Genomic DNA, 19,051 nt, shown 5'->3' with positions numbered 1-19,051 from the left:
AAATGACCTGTTTATGCAGATTTTGACACTAATAAATAAGTGATTATAGATATCTTTACTTACTTATTAGCATGAAATAATCATAATTTTATTTTCCGAACCCATATTAGTCCTTTTCAGGTTTGTATTTTTCGGAAAAAGTGTTATACTAGGATTGTTTCTATTTGAATCCCCAAAATAAAGGAGCAATGATATTAGATATGAACATACAAGACCTAAATATTTCTGCTGCTGCCAAAGCTGCCCTGAAAAGCGTAGGTTTGACAAAGGTTTCAGAACTGGAAGGGCAAAACTATATCACTCTGATAGACAAGTTCCCCAAGAATTTTAATTTAGAACCCATAATCAACGAATTAAACGCATTAGGTCATCTGTTACCGCCAAGCGACGAAATATCAGTTTATGATGTCTCTATGTCAAAGCGGTTACAAAATGCCCTTATACAAAATGGCGTTATGTATCTTTCGCAGCTTTCTTCCTATCCCAAAGAAAGAATCCTGCATTTTAGAAATTTAGGAGAAAAAACAGCAATAGAGCTGGAACAGATCTGTAGGGCGTATCATATTGAAATACGGTCAATGTTATCCATCAAAGAGTATTTTGATAAATACCAGTTCCCCCAAAAAATCTACCCCCTGCTGTTCCAGTACAATATATCCTGCATGGACGACTTTAAACATAAAACAGCTAAGGACTTATACCATATATGTCAGGAAGATTACAGCCTTACCATGCGAATTTACTTTATTTTAAGAGAGAATGGAATTGCATTTAATAACTGGGAGGACAAATTTATCTTTGAGATCCTGCCTGAAAAAAAAGCCGCTATGCTCTGGAAAAAACATAAAGTCAGCCTGCTTTCACAAATCCCTGCATGTGATGAGCAGAAATTAAGACAGCAGATTTCATCTTCAAATTCATTTTCAGTAGCAATAAAGAATTTGTTATCAATTGGATAGATATGTAAAATAGTTGAATGACAGGTCACACCGATCTGTCATTCTTATTTCAGCAATTCATCATATGTTGTTTTTAATACATTTCGGATTGCCCTAAGCTGTGATGCCTGTATATGCTGTATGCCTCTCTCTATTTTGACTAATGCTTCTCTGGTGACAGATACATTTTGTAATTGCATCAGCGCCACCATTTCTGTCTGCCGGATACCTTTCTCTTTCCTAAGCCGCCTAATATTCTGCCCAATAAATATTTCATCCTGCTTTATTTTCTGCTCCATATTATCACCATACCCATGAACCCGTTTTAGTCCTATTTGTAAATATTGCATTCAATGCTTTTACTGATAAGGGACTGATTTCAGTCCATAATCTGTAATTTTAATTGCACAAAACGGATATTCATAGCAGAAAATGACCTTCTGTTGCAGAAAACGGCATATATATAATCTCAAAGATATGCTATACTTAAACAAAAAGTATTTAAGGAGGTTTGCATATGCGTATAGGACTGACAAATATGACTATCTCAAAGCTCTTTCCTCAGAAAACAGCTTTTTCCCAACCCAAAATAAACTCAACATCCGTGAACAATAATGGACACAGAAATACATTGGCAGATTTCTTATCAGGACATCGCAAAAATTCTTATGGTGTTGAGGGAATGTGTGCTACTAATAATCCAAATGCCAAAAAAATCATTAAAGTATCTGATGAAATGAAGCAGAAGATTTTTAACAGCGTAAAGGATTCATTTTACAAATACTACGGAATGTCTGGTGATAATGAAGCAGAATGGGAGACTTTAGCTCGTGCAAAAAACGAATACTATAAAACGTTAAAAACAAGTGATCGTGTATCTGCCGCCTATACATTGGGACAATTGGAAAAGAATTTTTCTAAAAAAATTTCTAATGCTATTAAAGAAAAAGTACCCGGTTGGACTGTAGGAAAACCCGTTTCACAAGATATTTTAGACGAAATATTTTCTGATGAGACATTGTTCAATTCAGAAATAAACGGTTCAAACACAAGAAAGAATCAATTTGACACATTTATTTAGCTGTTGAAAATCTTACAAAGCAGAAATTAACATTACAAAGGTGCTATACTTAAGTCAAGAAAGTATAGCACCTTCATTTTGCTCACCGCACACAACCACATTAAAAGTCTGTATTAATATGAATAATCCACCCTCATCCGAGCAGTTGCAGTAGAAACCTGACCTACGGACATGATAGAAATTTTCCATTTACCATAAGCCAAATGTCCATTCAGATCAGTAATTGTTATTTGTCCACTTCTTGACACATACCTTTCTGCATATGTACCATCAGGACATTCTACAAAAATATAAAATCCTGAACTGCCTGAGCTAACTGTCACATTGAGAGTAACTTTTGTTACAACTGCCTCTCTGGGAATAGATCCTGATGAAATAGTATATGCCGCTGACTCTGTACCTTCCCATGAGTTCATTTTTCCTGTCTGTCCAGTAAAATAACCTGTTGAATATGCTACAGCTTCATTTTCAATCACAGCCTCCTCAACTGCCACATTCTCTGTTGCTTTTACTTCGGCTGCTGAAACAGGCATTACAAGCATTACACAAAGTGCAAAACAGGTAATCAATGATAATAATTTCTTCATTTCCAAATACCTCCTTACAAAACATGATAATATATTCTTTTATGTGGCTGCAATACATGAACAACTATATAATACCAAAACATACAAAATCTTCAATTTCCTTTGCAGAATACGGTTCATTATTGCAGAAAACGGTAATTATATGCCCTCTGTTTATTGCATTGCTTCTACAAATCGGGATTATCTGCTTGAATCTCATATATTAATCATTTTCTGCTTAATATTGTCATTTTCTGCTTAATGTATTGCAAAATTACATTTATATCAAGTAAAATAAATCATAAAGGAGTGTTTTTTATGGATTTACAGATAAATGATTTGAAAATTTCTTACCATGCTAAAAATATACTTCATGAACTGGGATTCACTATGGTTTCCGATCTGGAAGGTCAAAACTATATATCTTTGATTCAGAAATTCCCCTTTAAACTTCATCATATTTATTCCATCATTCAGGAACTCAATGATGCTGGATATTTACTGCCCCCAGACAATGCAGTGTCAATTTACGATGTTTCTATGTCCAAAAGGCTTTTCCATATTCTTGAGAGAAATTATTTCCTCTACTTATCTCAATTAACTTTATGTTCCAAAGAAGAACTTGCAAGTTTGCGCAACCTCGGAGAGCAAACAATGATTGAGCTGGAAGAACTATGTCAGGCATATCATATAGAGCTGCACTCTGTACAAAGCATTAAAGAAAGTTTGGCTCAATATCACTTGCCTTTTACTTCTAGGCATTACGAAACTCTCTATAAGTACAATCTTGCTTCTATTGACGATTTCAACAAAATAACCACGCATGATTTACATATCATATGCCAGCAATATTACTACGACACCATGAAAGCATATTATATCTTAAAGGATAATGGAGTTGTCTTTCAAGAATGGGAAGATCAATATCTGTTTGAACTTTTATCAGGAAAAATTGCTCAGAAAATAAGCAGAAAATACCGGATTGATACTATTGCAGAACTACGATCCTGCTCTGAAGAATATATTGAGAGTATGCCTTCGGCAATATTGTCTAGTGTAAAAGCGATGTTAGTAGAATATCAAAAATAAGTATCTATTTATAGAGATAAAAAATCCCCTTGAACAATCACCATCTGATTCAAGGGGATTTTTCCGCTATTAGCCTTTCCAGTCATAACGGACACCGATTTGTTTATGAAATCAGTTTTTCCATTTCCTTCATATTCAATAATTCACTAAAGTTCAATTTCATATCCTGAAGGTTCTTTCTAAATTGACTTATAGGTTAAAACTAAAATAAGATAACCGCAGTTTTCTAGTTATATTCGCAATTAGTTTAACTTCTCTTGCCCTGTAATATCATAAAACTCATCGCTAAAAACTATTTTTGAATACTGAAAACTATTTTGTATTTTTTTTACATACTCAAAAGGGTTTTCCATTGGCAAAACCCCAATTGAGCGTATTGCTTCCAATGCTTCTATAACCTTTTTGCTAGAAGCATATTCAACTTCATCAGGAGAACTGGAAAAATCCATATATTGCTGTTTATCCCATTGAATAATTTGTTGTAATGTATTAGTTCCCTTTGTTGCAAGTACAAGACTTAAGAAGTCAGAGAAATTATTAGCTAATGGGTACACATAATAGTCACAAACAGTATCCGGATTTACAGCAAAAACCATTTCATCAAAACCTTTTATAAAAATATAATGTATTCCATTATCCCACCCGATTATAGTTGCTCCTATTGGAGTACAAAAATATTTAGAATTTTCTTCACGAGCCAATCCAATACACGAGGTATCTACTTTCAGTTTTTGAAATTTTTCGTACTCGTTGCTCAATGGAATCTTCCTTTCTTAATATCCAGCCCACCAACTTGTCACACTTGTATGTGTTGCTTTCGGCAGATGAATAAGATTACTATAGCTATTATTGCCGCCATAAGCTAATGGCTGAATATGATGAACATCATATAAAGAACGATTTAGGGTTACCCCTGTATTGTTCGTATATGTAGTATAATAAGTATCAGCTAGATTTGATGGACGTGTTGATGTAGCTCCTTTTGTATAGTTTGCTGGCGGTTTAGGCAAGTATTTTCCACTAGCACTATCACTAAATGAAAAAGTCCATGCATGACCTGTTCTATTCCAAAGTTGTGAATTAGTATTAGCAGATTGAACTTTACCGCCAGCATCATAATCCGTTAGTGTAAATTTGATACGATAGTAACCTGTTTTCGCAGTGCTTGTCCATGTATAATCAATTCCATACTCGGCATTTGTATTATAAGTATGATATACAGGACTTCCAACATTTGAAAATGTCGAACCTGTAGTGAAATTTCCCTGTAACTGTGCAGTCACTTTAATATTAGGTTTATTAATCGGAGATGTTGGGCAATCAGTATTAAACCACCATGTAAATGTTCCATTGCTGGTTCTTTTCAATCCTCCACGAAGCAAATAAATCTCGATTGATACATCTGCCGTAGATATACCATCTTGGCTTTCAGACTCTTCAAATTCAAATTCAATATCATCAAAAGCAAATGGTTCACCATTTTCGGCAACGGTTTCGCCAGTTTCGGCATTGTAGAAAAACGTATCGCTAGTGAAAATAGCTGTATCTTCGACAGCAGGAATACTACCATTATCATCGGTTTCGCTCGCAAATACAGATGTTCCCATGCTCATGACCATTATGAGCGATAAAGCTAAACATAAGATTTTTGTGAAATGTTTCTTAATCATAAAATACCTCTCTTTCAATTTTGTTATCAGTGATTATAATACACATACAAGAACAAGACCTGTACTTTTTTCACTATAATCTTCTGTGTTTTTATGTTTATGAATACACAGCCTAATTCAAACCATCGGATTCACCTCCTATTCAATAAAAATAACTTATGAAATTATCTGTATTTTAATATATTCTAATAATTTTCTTGAATAATTCAATATCCCTTGCAGAAAGCGACCTGTTTTTGCAGAAAACGGCATATGAATCTTTTTTAGCATATGATATGCTTAAAATATCATATATTGCTTTTTGAGAAAGGGGGAGATTATAATGCGCTACTAAAATTAATACCACATAACTGATTAGAATTAAATTAGGAGGATTAGAAATGAAAACAACAAAAAATTTTATTGCCCTTGCCTTATCCCTTGCGATGGTATGCTCTTTTTCAACCACCGCCTTTGCACAGGAAGCGAACATGCCTAATTACGATGAAGAAACAACAAAAATGTACGAGGAATTATACGCAGAAGATCAGGCAGTTATCGCTGAAATTGAACGCAATCTTCCTGCAATGTTGGAAGAAGGCAGAATCGCCGCTGAGAACGATGTCAAATCCGATCTGCCGGAAACAAGAAGTTCAGCATTAGGAACTTACGGAGATATTTTAGTAAGTCTTATGATTGACTCCGGAAGTGTTGGCTTTGCTGGACATGCTGCCATCGTTTCCTCAAACAGTGCAAAAACGATAGAATCGTATGCCAAGAATTGGAGTCCTATAGATAAAGATGGCGTTCAATATTACGATAACACATGGAATACCAAGTCAGGCGCACTTTTAGTTCGTCCTAACGGAGCTTCCTCCTCACAATATTCTACAGCCGCCGCTTTTGCCGCAAAACAGGTTGGAAAACCGTACAACTGGGTATTCACTAACAAAACCACCACTGAAAAGTTTTATTGCAGTCAGTTAGTATGGCAGGCTTGGTTAGATGCAGGAATCAACTGCGAAACAGGTTCAATTCCAAATGCTATCATTGCGCCTGCCGATCTGGTAAATTCATCGAATACTTACATTGTAAAAAAGGTTCAGTAATTTAATTCGCAAATTGCGAAGTGGATTCAATAATTTATTTTTATCAGCCAGTGCAATACTTCCAATTACACTGGCTGATTTTAAAGTGGAGATAATTTATGAAGAAAAGATTATTAACAATAGGCTGCATCCTAGTTATAGTTACTATATGTATTTTTTGCAACAAAATATTCAAAAAAAACAGTTTTTCTACTGAAAAAACTGCATATTATATCGTACATTCTGATATGTTAAATAAATCTGGCGGTTTAGTCGGAATTGATATAGATGGAAATATTACAAGTCAGGAATCATTAAAAATCCAAGATATTTCAAAAAGCGATTTAGTAGATAACACTTTCATTGCGGGGGGAAACAGGGCTAATAACCATCTACTAATAGATACGCAAGGAAATGTCACCGAATTTAATCTTTTGGATAATCCAAATTATTCTGGTGTCACGACTATTACTATTAATAATGAAAACATCGTTGCTGTGATGAATGGCAACATAACAGATAATACTTATCAAAATTTGTTTGTAATTCAAGATATACAAGGGAACATTTTAGAAAAAAAGATATTTGACATTTTTGCCTCGGATATTTTGTGCGAAAATAATACTGTTTACATTATCGGTTCATATCTCAATTTAGAAAAAGATCAATGGAGCGGTAAAATAATCAAATACAACTTAGCCGATTCAACAATTAAAGAAAATATAACATCACCTAATAGAGACTATAAGGAAGTTGTTCTCTATGATGGCAATTTATATTGTTCAGTTGCAGATATGAATGGATATATAAAAGAAATAGATATACTTGATATGGATTCATTAGAAAAATTGACCTCTATGAATTTTGATAAAAATATTAGCAGTATTTTTTCATTTAATAACTTTTTATATGGTGTGTTTGATAATATAATTTGCAAAATAGAATCCGATAGCACTATTGTCGAATTAAGCAGTTTACCACAAAATACTTATGTCAGCAGTTCTTTGATAAATGAAAACCATGTATACTTCTTTTCTCGAAATGAAGCTACAGAGAACAAGAATGGATATGTAAATCTAGGTTTTATTGTAGATTATGATATTTTAAATAATCAAATGAAAAGCACTCCTTTATCAATAGAAAATAAAAATTACGATAGCATTATCTTTTTTCCGGTTATAGAAAATCACAACTAATTAAAAATCTAAACAACACGAGCAAGTCAAAGTGAGAGTATTTTTCTATTGACTTGCTCATTTTATGGGATTGTGAATAAAATGTACTATCAAAACAAAAAATCCTCCTGAATCAAACCTAAGTTCAATTCAAGAGGACTTTTCCCTATCGGCTCTTTCCGTTCTTTACAGGCTCTTTCTTTGTCGCTTTATCCGTTGCCATCACCTTTGTTGTTTCCTGCTGGTGTGCCTCAAACGCCTCTGCCCCGTACTGGAACTCCGGCTCTGCCACTACTGCAAGTTCAACCGGATTAACAGCCTCCATGCTTTCAACGCTGCCTGTTTCCCGTTCTGCCTTATCCGTCTGGTACTTTTTCACGTCTGCGGCAAGCTGCTCTGTCTTTTCTATGGCGGCATCCGCACAGTTTAAGATACCTGACAGCAGCTTTCTCTTTGCCTGAAAGGGCTTCTTTATTAGTTCTGTCTTTGAGAACTTCTTTTCCCCATATTCCTTTTCCGGTTTATCCGCAAAGGTACGGAATGTGTTGGCGATCTTCTGTCCGGCTTCCCTCATGCCTGTGCCGAAAGCGTCTATCTTTCCAATGCTCTTATCCACGTCTGCTATGGACTCCTGCACATTCTGGCGGATACCCTCTAACTTTTTCTTAATTCCAAGAAATTCTGCCACTTTGTTCAGGGCAGCTTTCCCTTTCTGCTTTGCCGCCGTCACGATTTCCCCTGCCTTTGCCTTGATCTCTGTCTTGACTTCAAACAGTTTTTCTTTCATGGCTTTGCAGTCCTGTTCCAGCTTGTTTACTGCCCTTTTGAGTGACTGTTTCAGCCCTTTCTCTGCCTCACGCTCTTCCATCTTATGAAGCTGGTTTTTAACTGTCGTAAGCTCATCTAAGACCGAATCCATCTTTTTCTCCATGACATCGACATACGCCGCCATTTCAAAGATGCTGTTTGCAGCCTCTTTCATATTGTTTTTACGGAGCAGATCGAGCAGCTCCATGAGATTTTTTTCCTTTGTAAGTTCCACGTTTGCTGTCATTTCCATTTTTCTTTTCCTTTCCGCAGGGCGGTTCCCCGCCCTGCCCCTTTCTGGTTACTGGTTCTGCCTATCGGAACGGCAGCGGCTCCCCGCTGGCTTTCATAAAGCCCCTGTCATCGGTCTGCATCTGCTGTGATGCACGCTCCTTTCCCTCCTGCACTGCCTGTTCCTTTGCCTGATGGTACGTCTCAAGCACCGCATCGTTGAGCTTTTCCCTGAACTCCTTTGTGATCGGGAAACAAACGTCCCTGTACCTGTTGCCTGCCTTATAGGACGGCATTGCCACGAACATTCCGTTCTTGCCCTCCACCACGCTTACATTGCCCACCGCAAAGCTGTCATTCAGCACGATGCTCGCAAGACCTACCATGTTGCTGCCCTCACGCTCAAAAGGCGTTACCCTTACCGTAAACTCCGGCTCGTCCGGCTCCTCCGCCTCCATCTTGACCTCTGCCTTGCCTGTCTGCTCCATTTCTTCATAGAGCTTTAAGATGTCGTTGTACAGTTCCTCACGGAATTCCTTCGTGATCGGGTTGCAGACGTCCTTATAGACCGGATTGTTGTGTTCGTCCCTCTCCTTTGTGCGGAAACTGGGCATAGACACGAAATTGCCCTTGCTGCCCTCAAGCACCGCTACATTCGTGACCTTGAAGCTGTCCCCGAACACGAGGGTTGCAAATGCCCGCACACTCTTTTCCGGGTTGTTTACTGCGTTCAACTGGATGGAATACTCCATAAGTTCCTCCTTTTCTGCCCCTTCTGGACGATGAAATATTATTTTGTTATCTGAACTGCCTTTCCTTTTCAGAGTGTCAGGCAGGTTCATTCTTCCGCTGGCAGGCTTTTCTCCGGCATACGGATAAAACAGGATAATTGTCCCAACTGCCCTAAATCCAAATCTGTTTTCCCATGAAGGTAATTCGCAAGGGTTATCAGGAAGCCGTCCTGCTCATAGTAAATCCATTCGTCCTGCCCTTCCTCTTTCACGACGGTTACTGCAAAATCAGGCAGATAGCCGTCCTCCTCCCCGTCATAATTGCAGTAAACGCCTTCATGCAGGTTCAGCCCCAGTTCCGGGATATGCACATGCCACCCGCTGATGACGATCTGGTAATCCTCATCGCTTTCCATGATGTCGTCCGGGACTTCCGCAAGCTGTTCCATCTCTGCAAGGATTTCCTCCACTTCCCCCAGTCTGTATGCTTTTTCCATAGACAATATCCTCCTTAATCCCTTTTACCTCACAAGGTTCCTGTTCCAACTGTTCCGGTGTGCATTTTCCTTTCAGCCATTGATGCACCGTGTCCACGAAGTTTTCTTCCGCATCATACAGAAATTCTTTATCCGCCCTGTCATAAATGACGGTCAGGAAATACAGCGGTTCAAGCTGCCCGTCTGCCATGTGACAGAAAAATCCCTCATGCACGTTGATTTCATGGCGTGGCAGATAGACATGGACGCCGCTGGTCAGCAGTATGCCGCCGTCCATTTCCGTCTGCCTGTCCGGTTCCGTCGGCTCGGCTTCACATCCCCGCAGAATGTCCTCTATCGTGCCAAACTGGTACTTCCTGCTGTTTTCTTCCATGCTATTCGCCCTCCTTGTAGATACAATGGTAAATCAGCCGCATTGTCCCGCTGTTCTCACAGGTCAGCAGGGTAAGCTCTGTTTCTTCCCCCTGTGCTTTCACGGAATTGTCATACGGTCCTACAACTTCCCATGAAACGACTTCATACAGGTACACGTTCCCTGCTTTGTCCATGACCTTTACCGTGTCCCCCTCTGAGAGCCTGTTCAGGTACTTGAAATAAGTGCCGTACCTGCTCCCCCGGTGTCCGGCAAGCACACAGTTCCCCATGCTCCCGACTGCCGCCGTGTCGGATATATGCCCGATCCCATAGGCAAGCTGTTTACTGTCTGCACCCTCCACAATGGGATATTTCAGGTCTAGGGCTTCTATCTCAATCAGACCAATCACATTACCGGACGAAAACAGGGCTGCATCCGCTTCACTAATGGAGGCTTCGGTATCCTCCGCCTCCGTTTCATTCTCTCTTTCCCTTTCTTCCTCTTTTTCATCATCCTCTATCCGCTCCTGTTCCACGTTTTGTTCAAACTGTTCCATCAGTTCATTTGTCTTTTGATTTCCGTAGAAATGATAGAAAAGTGGGACTGACATAGCTGCCAGTCCCGCCGTAATGAATATTGCTGCCAAGATTTTACGCATCATCTTCCCTCCTTTCCAGACGGAAAGCAATGGTAAGTTCCCGGCTCCGCTACCCTTGCATTGTCCTGTGTTTCGCAAAGGTCCACATCTTCGGTCTTTCCGTTCTCCAAGTCTAACTGCACGTTCAGCTCATTCAAACGTGCCACTTTCTCATTCAGTTCCTCCTCCTGTGTAAAAGGCTTTTCGTATTCCTGCCTTGACTGCTCCATGTCACGCTGGTACTGCTCGATGCGCTTTTCCAGTTCCGGTATATTGACCTGTATGCCGTGGCAGAGGTTTTCCAGCTTTACCATGTTTCCCACGGGGCTTGTGGAAAGCTCCGCCTTGTAGTCGGTCTTTCCCCGCAGCACCATGTTGTTTACCCCGATGAAGTTCTTTTCCACCAGAAGCTCAAACCCCTTGAAACTGCCGATATGGGTGGTTTCCCCGGTCTTGCACTGGCTGACCGCCTGCAGCATGAATGTCCCGCCGTCTGTGCGCTCCGTGAATTTCGTGCTTTTCCCGGCAACGTCCACGGTAATCGCAAAGTCCGGCTCCGCAATGAGCGCCGCCTCCGCTGTCTTTGTGTCCTCACGCACACAGGCTAATTTCTCTGTTGCCGCCTTAATCAGCTTCGGGTAACGGATCATGAAGTTGTCCTGTAAGGAATACCGCTGGCTGTCATAACTGCTTTTCAGCATTTTCAGCCGCTGCACGTCGTTTTCAAGCTGCATCTTTTCCTTTATCAGTGGGTTTCCTGTCGCCACGGCTTTTATCTCCGCATAGGAAAGGGTAGCCTCGTCAATGTCCTCACAGGTTCTTGACACTGCCCTGCTTGTCATCACCTGCGAGATGAAGCGCTGCTTGTTTTCCACCAGCGACCATGAGTACGCATCAAATGTCCCTTTTGTGACATAACGGTAGATTGCGACCTCATCATTCTCATTGCCCTGCCTTACGCCACGCCCCTCACGCTGCTCAATACAGGAGGGCTTCCACGGGCAGTCAACATGATGCATCGCCGTAATGTGCGCCTGCACGTTTACGCCCGTCCCGCACTGGTCCGTGGAACCGATCAGTATCTTCTTTTTGCCGCTCCTCATATCCTTGAAGAGCGCCTCCCGCTGTGCATCGGTCTTTGCGTCGTGTATGAAGGAGATTTCCTCCGCTGGGATACCCTGTTTTACCAGTTCGGTTTTCAGGTAGTTGTAAATGTCGAACTGCCCGCCGTTTTTTATGCGCTCCGCCCAGTCAGGCGTCCATGTTGTTTTTGGTGTGCCGATGTCCGAGAAAATAAGCTGGCAGCCGATTTTACCGTCCCTGTTTCCGGCAAAATATTCGGCTGCCACGTTCGCTGCTACCTTATTCAGTTTCCCGTCCGGGTTATTCGGCGCATCCAGTTCCAGAAGCCTTGCGTCCGTCCCTAAAAGCCTTGCCTCCCCCGTTATCTTTAAGAAATTGTCCTCTTTCGGATCAACGCCGCCCCCGTGAATCCTTTCCGCACGTTTCGCAAATTCTTCCATGACCTGCTTCACATACCAGTCCGGCTCGCTCTCCACGATGATCGGCTTGCCTTCCCTCAGTGCGGGAACCGGGAGATTCAGCATATCCGCAGTCTGCACGTCCGCCACCTCACGGAATGAGGTCATAAGCTCCGGCACGTTTGTAAACTTGTTGAAACGGCTCTTGAACTTAAACCCGCTGCCTTCCACGGTCAGCTCCAGTGCGGTTGTCACTTCCCCGAAGTTTGCCGCCCATGAGTCGAAATGGTATATCCCCATGCGTTCCAGTGTCCTTTTCTGCAAATAGAGCTGCATCACATACAGTTCGCACATGGTATTGCTCACCGGGGTTCCGGTTGCGAACACGATGCCCCTGCCGTCGTTGATTTCATCAAGGTACTGGCATTTCAGGTACATGTCCATTGCCTTCTTGGAACCAGTGCTGGATATGCCCGACACGTTGTTGATTTTGGAGAAAATCGACAAATTTTTAAAATGATGCGCCTCGTCCACCATGACAGAATCAATGCCCAGTTCCTCAAAGGTAATCAGGTCATCCTTGCGGCTTTCCTCTGTCAGTTCCTTTAGCTGTTCGTCCAGCTTTTTCTTCTGTGCCTCCATCTGCTTGATGGTCCACTGCTCCCCCTTTTCCGCCTTGATCTCATCAATCGCAAAGGAGATTTCCTGTATCTGGTCCTGCAGCATACGCTCTTTCCGTTCCTTTGAGATCGGTATCTTCTCAAACTGCGAGTGCGACATGATGATGCAGTCATAGTCCCCGGTTGCGATACGGGACACGAACTGCTTCCTCCTGCTCTTCTCAAAGTCACGCTCCGTTGCCACAAGGATATTTGCGGACGGGTACAGCCGCATAAACTCCCCCGCCGTCTGCCCCACGATGGACTTCGGCACCACGATGACATTCTTGTTGGCAAGTCCGAGCCGCCGCTGTTCCATACATGCCGCCATCATGGTAAATGTTTTCCCTGCCCCTACACAATGCGCAAGCAGCGTGTTCCCGCCGAGAAGCACCCTTGCGATTGCGTTTTTCTGGTGGTCACGCAGCTTGATTTCCGGGTTCATTCCGGGGAATGTCAGGTGTGAGCCGTCATACTCCCGCAGGCGGATATTGTTGAATGTCTCATTGTAATAGTCCACATATTTCTGCCGCCGTTCCTGGTCCTTGAATATCCAGCTTTTGAACGCCTCCTTCATCTGGTTCTGCTTTTCCCTTGCAAGCATGGTTTCTTTCTTGTTTACCTCATAATGGTACTTTCCGCCTCCGTCATCTATCCTGTCACGGACTGTCACGGTACGCAGGTTTAAGGTTTCCTCAAAAATGGAATAGGCGTCAATCCGCTTCGTGCCGTAAGTCTCCGTTGCGGCAACGGAATGGTTGTCATGCCTTTTTCCGTCAATGAACCAGTTCATGTTGTAGGTGTTGAGCTTTACCTGTATCCCTGAATTTGTGTACTGTGTGCGGACTGCCCTTGCACGATATGGTGTTTTCAGAAGCTCATAGATGAACTCCTCATAATCCTGCGGCTCAATCCATGTGGTTCCGATACGCACGTCGATTTCAGACGCATCAAGGCGTTCCGGCTGCACGTTTTTCAATGCTTCCGTATTGACACCGAACAGCTCCGGGTTCTCCTTTCGGTACACTTCCGCAATCCTCAGCTTGTCACGCACGTTGCCGGACAGGTATTCGTCCGCCGTTTTCCATCCCGTGTTCAGGTTGTCGGGATTGTATTCCGTGGGTTCCAGATACACAAGCCCCTCAAGGTCTTTTAAGAGTACCGACCGCTTTACTTCCGCCTCCGCATCCGGGGAGAGTGTGCTTCCTTCCGACAGGCTTTCTATCTCCTTGCTGATGTCAGGCTCATAAATGCTTAACATGAACGGGATATTGACCGTCCCGAACTCATTGACGGACACATTCAGCGCCTCCACCGCCGTTTCCACACGCTCCACCTGATTCTTCGCACGGATCGTCTGTTTGTAGAACATATCCGCCTTTTCCACCTTTCCGTCCTCGTCCACGACCTCAAGGGAACATAAAAGCGGGTAATCCGCATCGTCACGGAACGCCTGCTGGCTCCCCCTCCCGGTCAGCGGTCCGTATTTTTTCACATAGGCATCGTACCTGTCATTTAGTAATTTCTGCTGTGCAGCCAGTTCCTCGCTGCTGCACCCTTCCGTCTGTATGAAGATTAGCTGTCTTGTGATTGTGCGGATTTCGTCCATGCCCTTTATGCGTTCCTCCGCCGTTGCCGACACTTCCTTGCGGTACATGACGGAATTTTCACGGTAGTAGAGTTTTCCGTCCACAAAGGTATAGGTGTAATTCTTCACGTCGGGATCAGCCTCGATGATGTCCTCCGTGTTTTCCTCCTCCGCCGCAAGCTCCGCAACATCGGTGATCCTGCCGGAAAGCTGCCCTACTGCTGTTTCCAGTGCGGATTTTAAGTCAAAATTCTCGTCATGGTTGATGCAGCTTGTGTATTTGCTGCCGTTGCCGAACATGCGTGTATCGTACTCCATTGTTCCAAGCATCATCTCCGGGTGCCCCGCAAAATAGGAATTGACCGCAATGCCGTCCTCCGTCCTGCCAAGATGCACCCAGTCCGGCTCCGTCACGATCTTGCGCTCCCTCTTTTGCAGAAATATGATGTCGCTTGTGACATCGGTTCCCGCACTGTCCTTAAAGGCTGTATTGGGGAGGCGGATTGCGCCGAGCAGCTCCGCCCGTTCCGCAAGGTACTTCCTTACGGAAGGATTCGCCTTGTCAAGCGTCCCCTTGCTTGTAATAAATGCCACAATGCCGCCCGGTCTGACCTTATCCAGCGCTTTCGCAAAAAAATAATCATGGATACGGAAGTTGTGCTTTGCGTACTTTGCGTCATAGAGCTTGTAATCGCCAAACGGCACGTTGCCCACCGCAACATCGAAAAAGTTGTCAGGGTACTGCGTTTCCTCAAATCCCCTTACCTTTATCTGTGCTTTGGGGTAGAGCAGCTTTGCGATCCGCCCGCTGATGTCGTCCTTTTCCACGCCGTAAAGCCTGCTGTCCTGCATGGTTTCCGGTAATGTCCCGAAAAAATGACCGACGCCGAGCGCCGGCTCTAAAATAGTCCCTTTACGGAAACCGAATTTATCCAGTGCGTTATAAACTGCCTGCGTGATGACGGGGGAAGTGTAAAATGCCGTGTTGACTGTCTCCCTTGCGTCCTCATATTCCGACGTGGAAAGAAGCTCTTTCAGTTCCGCATATTCTTTCTGCCAGTCATTATTCCTTTCGTCAAAAGCCTGTGCGATACCGCCCCATCCCACATACCTTGCAAGCACCTTCTGTTCTTCCGGTGTGGCTGTCCTGTCCTCATGTTCGATCTGCTTCAACAGCCGGATTGCCTCCACGTTCCACTGGTATCTTGTTTTCGGTCCGCCCTTTGGCAGTTCAGCCTCCTCAAAGTGGAAGTTCCCTTTCCGCTGCCTGTTCCGCAGGCTGGTGAGTTTGTCATCAAACTGCTTTTCCAAAGCAGACATCTTTTCATACGGCAGCTTTGCAAAATCTCGCAGGTATGCCGACATCCGTATCTCCCCGGTAAACATCTGCGCTTTTATCAGATATTCCATAATGGAATAAAGCTGTTCATAGGTTGCAGAAAATCTCTCCCGCTCCCCGTCCCGGCTCTTTAAGTCCACCATAAAGGCATCCCTGTTCTGGATATACTCCACAAGACCGTAAGCGTTGTTGTGGTATGCCTTTGTCTGTTCCTTATCTTCCAGATGGTTTATGGTACGGTTTAAGAAATTCAGCTTGTCCTCTTTTGGCAGGCTGCTTTCTGCCACCATCTGCAAAAACGGCTGGTATGGCACGACTGCGGAACATTTTGTCAGGTAGGTTTCCAGCGCATCACGCAGGTCGCCGTCCATTTCCTCCACCTGCCGCAGCGCTTCGGGGAACAGACTGCCCGCAGCGGGCTTTGCCACGCTCCCGTCAGGGTTTATTACTTCCCCCTCCACACGCTCTGCTGTTTCCTGTATATCTTCCTGCCCCGGCTGTACTTCTGCTGTTTCTTCCTGCTGTGTTTCTGCTGTTTCTTCCTGTCCGCTTTCTGCCGTCTGCCATGCTTCCGGTATTTCTTCCTGTCCGTTTTCCACCGCCTGCCATGTTCCCGGTATTTCTTCCTGTCCGTTTTCCGCCGTCTGCCGTGTTTCCGGTATTTCTTCCGCTGCCGCCTCCGTCTCCTGCCCTTCCTGCCGTTCTTCCTCCTGCCCGTCAATGCTGACCGCCGCAAAGTCCGGCTCCTGCAGCATACGTTCCTTGTATTCATGGTAGATTTCCATGAACCACGGCATTGCGGCAAATGCCCCCGGCGCTTCCCTGAAGCGCTCAAAGATTCCTTCCGTCAGGTAATCATTTTCCTCTATCATGTGCAGGATCAGGTCAGCGCAGTAGCGGTAATCCACACGCTTTTCCCCTTTTGTTCCGTCTGCCCGTGGATAGGAGATTTCAATGCCGTCCTTATCCCTGCTGATTTTGCACTTGCCAAAGGAATTGTCCGTGTACTCCGACATGAAGAAGCCTTCCCGCTGCTCCCCGTACACGCTTGCAAGGAACCCCGCCTTGCTTTCCATGTTTAAGTTTGTGGTAAAAATGTCATAAATCAGCGTCTTTACGGAAATATACTGGATTTCCTCATTGAAATATCCCTTCAACGGTTCCAGCCAGAGGCTTTCTTCCTGCTTTTCCCATTCATCTGCGGTAAGCTCCAGCGTGATAAAGGTTTTCCGGTGGATAAAATTGGTCTTGTCCGGGTTATGGCTTGAAAATCTGTCATGTTCAAACTGCTGCTGCACGTTATATGGGATACTGCCGTCCCTGCGGATTTTGTCAGACGCAAGCACTTCATTATACAGATAGTCGTAAAACTGCCTGCCGTGCCACACGTTTTCCCCGTCGCTGGCTATGACTTCATCATAAGCATCATCCCATGACAGCTCAATCTTTTCCCGTATGCCTTTGGCTTCAAGGATTGTGTGCAGGTTCTCAAGGCGGTTCTGCTGGTGCTGCCCCGCATCCTCCGAGAGATACCTGTCCGTATCCTCTTTTAAAATTTTTATCCATGTGGCGGCAGGGTGTTCCTCCATGATTTCCCCGATTTTGTCATAAGGCTCATGTGTCTGGTATGCCCCGTCAGCTATCATGCTTTCCACATAAGCCGCACAGTCCCACCAGTCAAGCTCCGTTTTCCACTTCGTGCCTTCCCCATCAAAATATTCAATGGAAATCCCCTCGTTGTTCTGTTCAATATTGCATCTGCCGTATTCATTCTCAAGGTTATTCTCTGTGCTGGCTGCATACGGATTCCGGCAGAGTACCCTTTCGATGAACTGCGCTTTATCGCTCATGGGCAGTTCTTTTGTAAATACTTCATATAACAGCATGTTTGGGACCGGACTCCAGAAACTTTTCTGGAAAAACTCATCCATAGGCTCCTGCCATACTGCCGCCGATATTTTGTCGGGATCAAATGCTTTCGGAGGCGTATAATATTCCCCCGTCATGATCAGCGCACCCAGTTCACGCTCCACGGCTTTCCAGTTCATATAGCCTTCTATTTCTGTCCCGCCCTCACGCCACTGGAAACGGAGTCCTTTTGCATGGAATGTGTCATATCCGTGCAGCCCGTCCCCCTCAAGGGGCCAGCCTGCACCGCCCTGTCCGTATTCCTTACGGACTGCCTTCACACGCTCCCCCGGATCGGAAATATCCTGAAACATTGCATAAATGCGTTTTTTACTGCCCGAAAACACGCCGCCCCTCATAAGCACCTGTTTCACATACTCATGCGGCACGGTAAGCGCCTGTTCCGGTTTCTGGTAGGAATATTCTTTGGGAACCTCTATATCCCCGTTTGCCGCAATCAAAAAGGAAGCCTGTTCATAGCTTCCTTTCTGCGTTTCCGAACTCCCCAAAGAATTGATCTCATTCAGTTCCTGCTCAATCTCCCGGTCAAGTTCTGCTTTCCTTATATTCTGCTGTTCATTTTCCTCTGTCTGTTGTCCGCTGTCCCCTAATGGAACTTCATCACTACTTCGTTCATCACGATTTCCTCTGCCTGCATCCTCGCCTGCTGCCGTAGCTGCCACATCTCCATTGTCGAGTTTTGGTCCTTCGGCGGGTTGTTCTTTAAGTAGCTGCCCTCCAGCTCGTCCATCATCCGGTTCGCTTCGTCCTCCACTTCCTGCATCTTCTCTGCCAGTTTCCCGAATCTCCGCAGCGTCCGGTATCTGCTGTTGTGGTTCTCTTTCAGGTACTCCATCGCCCTCACTGCGAACTTCCCTAAGTTTGTCATGCTCACCGTTTCCTCCGGTGTCGTGATGTCCGGGTACAGCATCCCGTCCGTTCCCTCGTGATACGTCATTGTTATCTCTGCCATTTGCAATACTCCTTTCTTCCATCTGCTTTAAATCTTTTGCAATGCCTCTCAGCACGCCACAGGATATATCGCTGAGCAGAGATCCTAAACGGTAGACTTCCTCCTCTGTTGTAAATGCGGTAATGAAGGAGAAATCCTGTTTTTCAGTGGGAAGGTCAAAGCCGCATCTTGTAAATACCGCATACATGACGCTTCTTTTTAACGCTTCCACTGCCGTAATCTCTTGCGCTCTGCCATTCTCTGTTATCTGTTTGTTTCC

Annotated in this window: 16 protein-coding genes; 5 read left to right on the top strand and 11 right to left on the bottom strand. The window is 43.9% G+C overall.

Annotated elements, in window-relative coordinates:
* Positions 1-188 precede the first annotated feature (188 nt).
* Positions 189-959, top strand: coding sequence for a DNA-directed RNA polymerase subunit alpha C-terminal domain-containing protein (locus C805_RS12160; protein ID WP_022751016.1), 771 nt, complete (start codon positions 189-191; stop codon positions 957-959).
* Positions 960-1,003: 44 nt separating this feature from the next.
* On the opposite strand, the gene C805_RS12155 is transcribed toward C805_RS12160, so the two are convergent.
* Positions 1,004-1,237 carry a helix-turn-helix domain-containing protein gene (locus C805_RS12155; RefSeq protein ID WP_016214146.1) on the bottom strand — a complete coding sequence of 78 codons (234 nt, stop codon included), beginning with the start codon at positions 1,235-1,237 and terminating at the stop codon, positions 1,004-1,006.
* 218 nt (positions 1,238-1,455) lie between these two features.
* Between C805_RS12155 and C805_RS12150 the strand changes: the two genes are divergently transcribed.
* Positions 1,456-2,019: a DUF3879 family protein gene (locus tag C805_RS12150; protein WP_016214145.1), complete on the top strand. Its 564-nt coding sequence runs from the start codon at positions 1,456-1,458 to the stop codon at positions 2,017-2,019.
* Between the two features lie 113 nt (positions 2,020-2,132).
* On the opposite strand, the gene C805_RS12145 is transcribed toward C805_RS12150, so the two are convergent.
* A complete protein-coding gene (locus C805_RS12145; protein ID WP_016214144.1) occupies positions 2,133-2,606 on the bottom strand; it encodes a hypothetical protein in 474 nt (157 codons plus the stop codon).
* A 297-nt stretch (positions 2,607-2,903) separates the two neighbouring features.
* Here C805_RS12145 and C805_RS12140 point away from each other — a divergent pair, with 297 nt between their 5' ends.
* Positions 2,904-3,674 carry a DNA-directed RNA polymerase subunit alpha C-terminal domain-containing protein gene (locus C805_RS12140; protein WP_016214143.1) on the top strand — a complete coding sequence of 257 codons (771 nt, stop codon included), beginning with the start codon at positions 2,904-2,906 and terminating at the stop codon, positions 3,672-3,674.
* 242 nt (positions 3,675-3,916) lie between these two features.
* Here the strand turns inward: C805_RS12140 and C805_RS12135 are convergent, their stop codons facing one another.
* Together C805_RS12135 and C805_RS12130 are read right to left on the bottom strand one after the other, a co-directional pair.
* Entirely contained in the window at positions 3,917-4,432 is a 516-nt protein-coding gene (locus C805_RS12135; RefSeq protein WP_016214142.1) for a hypothetical protein, read from the bottom strand.
* 15 nt (positions 4,433-4,447) lie between these two features.
* Positions 4,448-5,344: an HNH endonuclease signature motif containing protein gene (locus tag C805_RS12130; protein ID WP_016214141.1), complete on the bottom strand. Its 897-nt coding sequence runs from the start codon at positions 5,342-5,344 to the stop codon at positions 4,448-4,450.
* A gap of 380 nt (positions 5,345-5,724) precedes the next feature.
* Here C805_RS12130 and C805_RS25140 point away from each other — a divergent pair, with 380 nt between their 5' ends.
* A complete protein-coding gene (locus C805_RS25140) occupies positions 5,725-6,432 on the top strand; it encodes a YiiX/YebB-like N1pC/P60 family cysteine hydrolase (protein WP_016214140.1) in 708 nt (235 codons plus the stop codon).
* Between the two features lie 98 nt (positions 6,433-6,530).
* The gene (locus C805_RS12125) at positions 6,531-7,607 is read left to right on the top strand and encodes a hypothetical protein (RefSeq protein ID WP_016214139.1); all 1,077 of its coding nucleotides are present in this window, start codon (positions 6,531-6,533) and stop codon (positions 7,605-7,607) included.
* 145 nt (positions 7,608-7,752) lie between these two features.
* Here C805_RS12125 and C805_RS12120 read toward each other — a convergent pair whose 3' ends face one another.
* From C805_RS12120 to C805_RS25760, 7 genes are all read right to left on the bottom strand, one after another.
* The gene (locus C805_RS12120) at positions 7,753-8,646 is read right to left on the bottom strand and encodes a DUF6674 family protein (RefSeq protein ID WP_016214138.1); all 894 of its coding nucleotides are present in this window, start codon (positions 8,644-8,646) and stop codon (positions 7,753-7,755) included.
* A 61-nt stretch (positions 8,647-8,707) separates the two neighbouring features.
* A complete protein-coding gene (locus tag C805_RS12115) occupies positions 8,708-9,466 on the bottom strand; it encodes a SpoVG family protein (RefSeq protein ID WP_022751015.1) in 759 nt (252 codons plus the stop codon).
* A complete protein-coding gene (locus C805_RS12110) occupies positions 9,463-9,852 on the bottom strand; it encodes a hypothetical protein (RefSeq protein WP_022751014.1) in 390 nt (129 codons plus the stop codon). The genes C805_RS12115 and C805_RS12110 overlap by 4 nt, the downstream gene beginning before the upstream one ends.
* Positions 9,758-10,225 (bottom strand): hypothetical protein, encoded by a 468-nt coding sequence (locus C805_RS12105; RefSeq protein WP_004055714.1) that lies wholly within the window; start codon positions 10,223-10,225, stop codon positions 9,758-9,760. Before C805_RS12105 ends, C805_RS12110 begins: the two co-directional genes overlap by 95 nt.
* 1 nt (position 10,226) lies before the next feature.
* Positions 10,227-10,868, bottom strand: a complete 642-nt coding sequence (locus C805_RS12100; RefSeq protein WP_034228655.1) for a class D sortase — start codon at positions 10,866-10,868, stop codon at positions 10,227-10,229.
* A complete protein-coding gene (locus C805_RS0104825) occupies positions 10,865-17,500 on the bottom strand; it encodes a DEAD/DEAH box helicase family protein (protein WP_242832685.1) in 6,636 nt (2,211 codons plus the stop codon). The genes C805_RS12100 and C805_RS0104825 overlap by 4 nt, the downstream gene beginning before the upstream one ends.
* Before the next feature lie 926 nt (positions 17,501-18,426).
* A complete protein-coding gene (locus C805_RS25760) occupies positions 18,427-18,708 on the bottom strand; it encodes a TnpV protein (RefSeq protein WP_371197643.1) in 282 nt (93 codons plus the stop codon).
* Between the last annotated feature and the right edge of the window lie 343 nt (positions 18,709-19,051).

Source organism: Eubacterium sp. 14-2 (assembly GCF_000403845.2).
Taxonomy (GTDB): domain Bacteria; phylum Bacillota; class Clostridia; order Lachnospirales; family Lachnospiraceae; genus Petralouisia.
Note: the sequence above shows the minus strand (reverse complement) of the source record. Positions and strands in the feature narration are given on the sequence as shown.

Excerpts from the sequence above, each read along its gene's own strand:
- C805_RS12160 (WP_022751016.1), top strand. The coding sequence starts at position 189 with ATGATATTAGATATGAACATACAAGACCTAAATATTTCTGCTGCTGCC.
- C805_RS12155 (WP_016214146.1), bottom strand. The coding sequence starts at position 1,237 with ATGGAGCAGAAAATAAAGCAGGATGAAATATTTATTGGGCAGAATATT.
- C805_RS12150 (WP_016214145.1), top strand. The coding sequence starts at position 1,456 with ATGCGTATAGGACTGACAAATATGACTATCTCAAAGCTCTTTCCTCAG.
- C805_RS12145 (WP_016214144.1), bottom strand. The coding sequence starts at position 2,606 with ATGAAGAAATTATTATCATTGATTACCTGTTTTGCACTTTGTGTAATG.
- C805_RS12140 (WP_016214143.1), top strand. The coding sequence starts at position 2,904 with ATGGATTTACAGATAAATGATTTGAAAATTTCTTACCATGCTAAAAAT.
- C805_RS12130 (WP_016214141.1), bottom strand. The coding sequence starts at position 5,344 with ATGATTAAGAAACATTTCACAAAAATCTTATGTTTAGCTTTATCGCTC.
- C805_RS25140 (WP_016214140.1), top strand. The coding sequence starts at position 5,725 with ATGAAAACAACAAAAAATTTTATTGCCCTTGCCTTATCCCTTGCGATG.
- C805_RS12125 (WP_016214139.1), top strand. The coding sequence starts at position 6,531 with ATGAAGAAAAGATTATTAACAATAGGCTGCATCCTAGTTATAGTTACT.
- C805_RS12120 (WP_016214138.1), bottom strand. The coding sequence starts at position 8,646 with ATGGAAATGACAGCAAACGTGGAACTTACAAAGGAAAAAAATCTCATG.
- C805_RS12115 (WP_022751015.1), bottom strand. The coding sequence starts at position 9,466 with ATGAACCTGCCTGACACTCTGAAAAGGAAAGGCAGTTCAGATAACAAA.
- C805_RS12110 (WP_022751014.1), bottom strand. The coding sequence starts at position 9,852 with ATGGAAAAAGCATACAGACTGGGGGAAGTGGAGGAAATCCTTGCAGAG.
- C805_RS12105 (WP_004055714.1), bottom strand. The coding sequence starts at position 10,225 with ATGGAAGAAAACAGCAGGAAGTACCAGTTTGGCACGATAGAGGACATT.
- C805_RS12100 (WP_034228655.1), bottom strand. The coding sequence starts at position 10,868 with ATGATGCGTAAAATCTTGGCAGCAATATTCATTACGGCGGGACTGGCA.
- C805_RS0104825 (WP_242832685.1), bottom strand. The coding sequence starts at position 17,500 with ATGGAGGAACACCCTGCCGCCACATGGATAAAAATTTTAAAAGAGGAT.
- C805_RS25760 (WP_371197643.1), bottom strand. The coding sequence starts at position 18,708 with ATGACAAACTTAGGGAAGTTCGCAGTGAGGGCGATGGAGTACCTGAAA.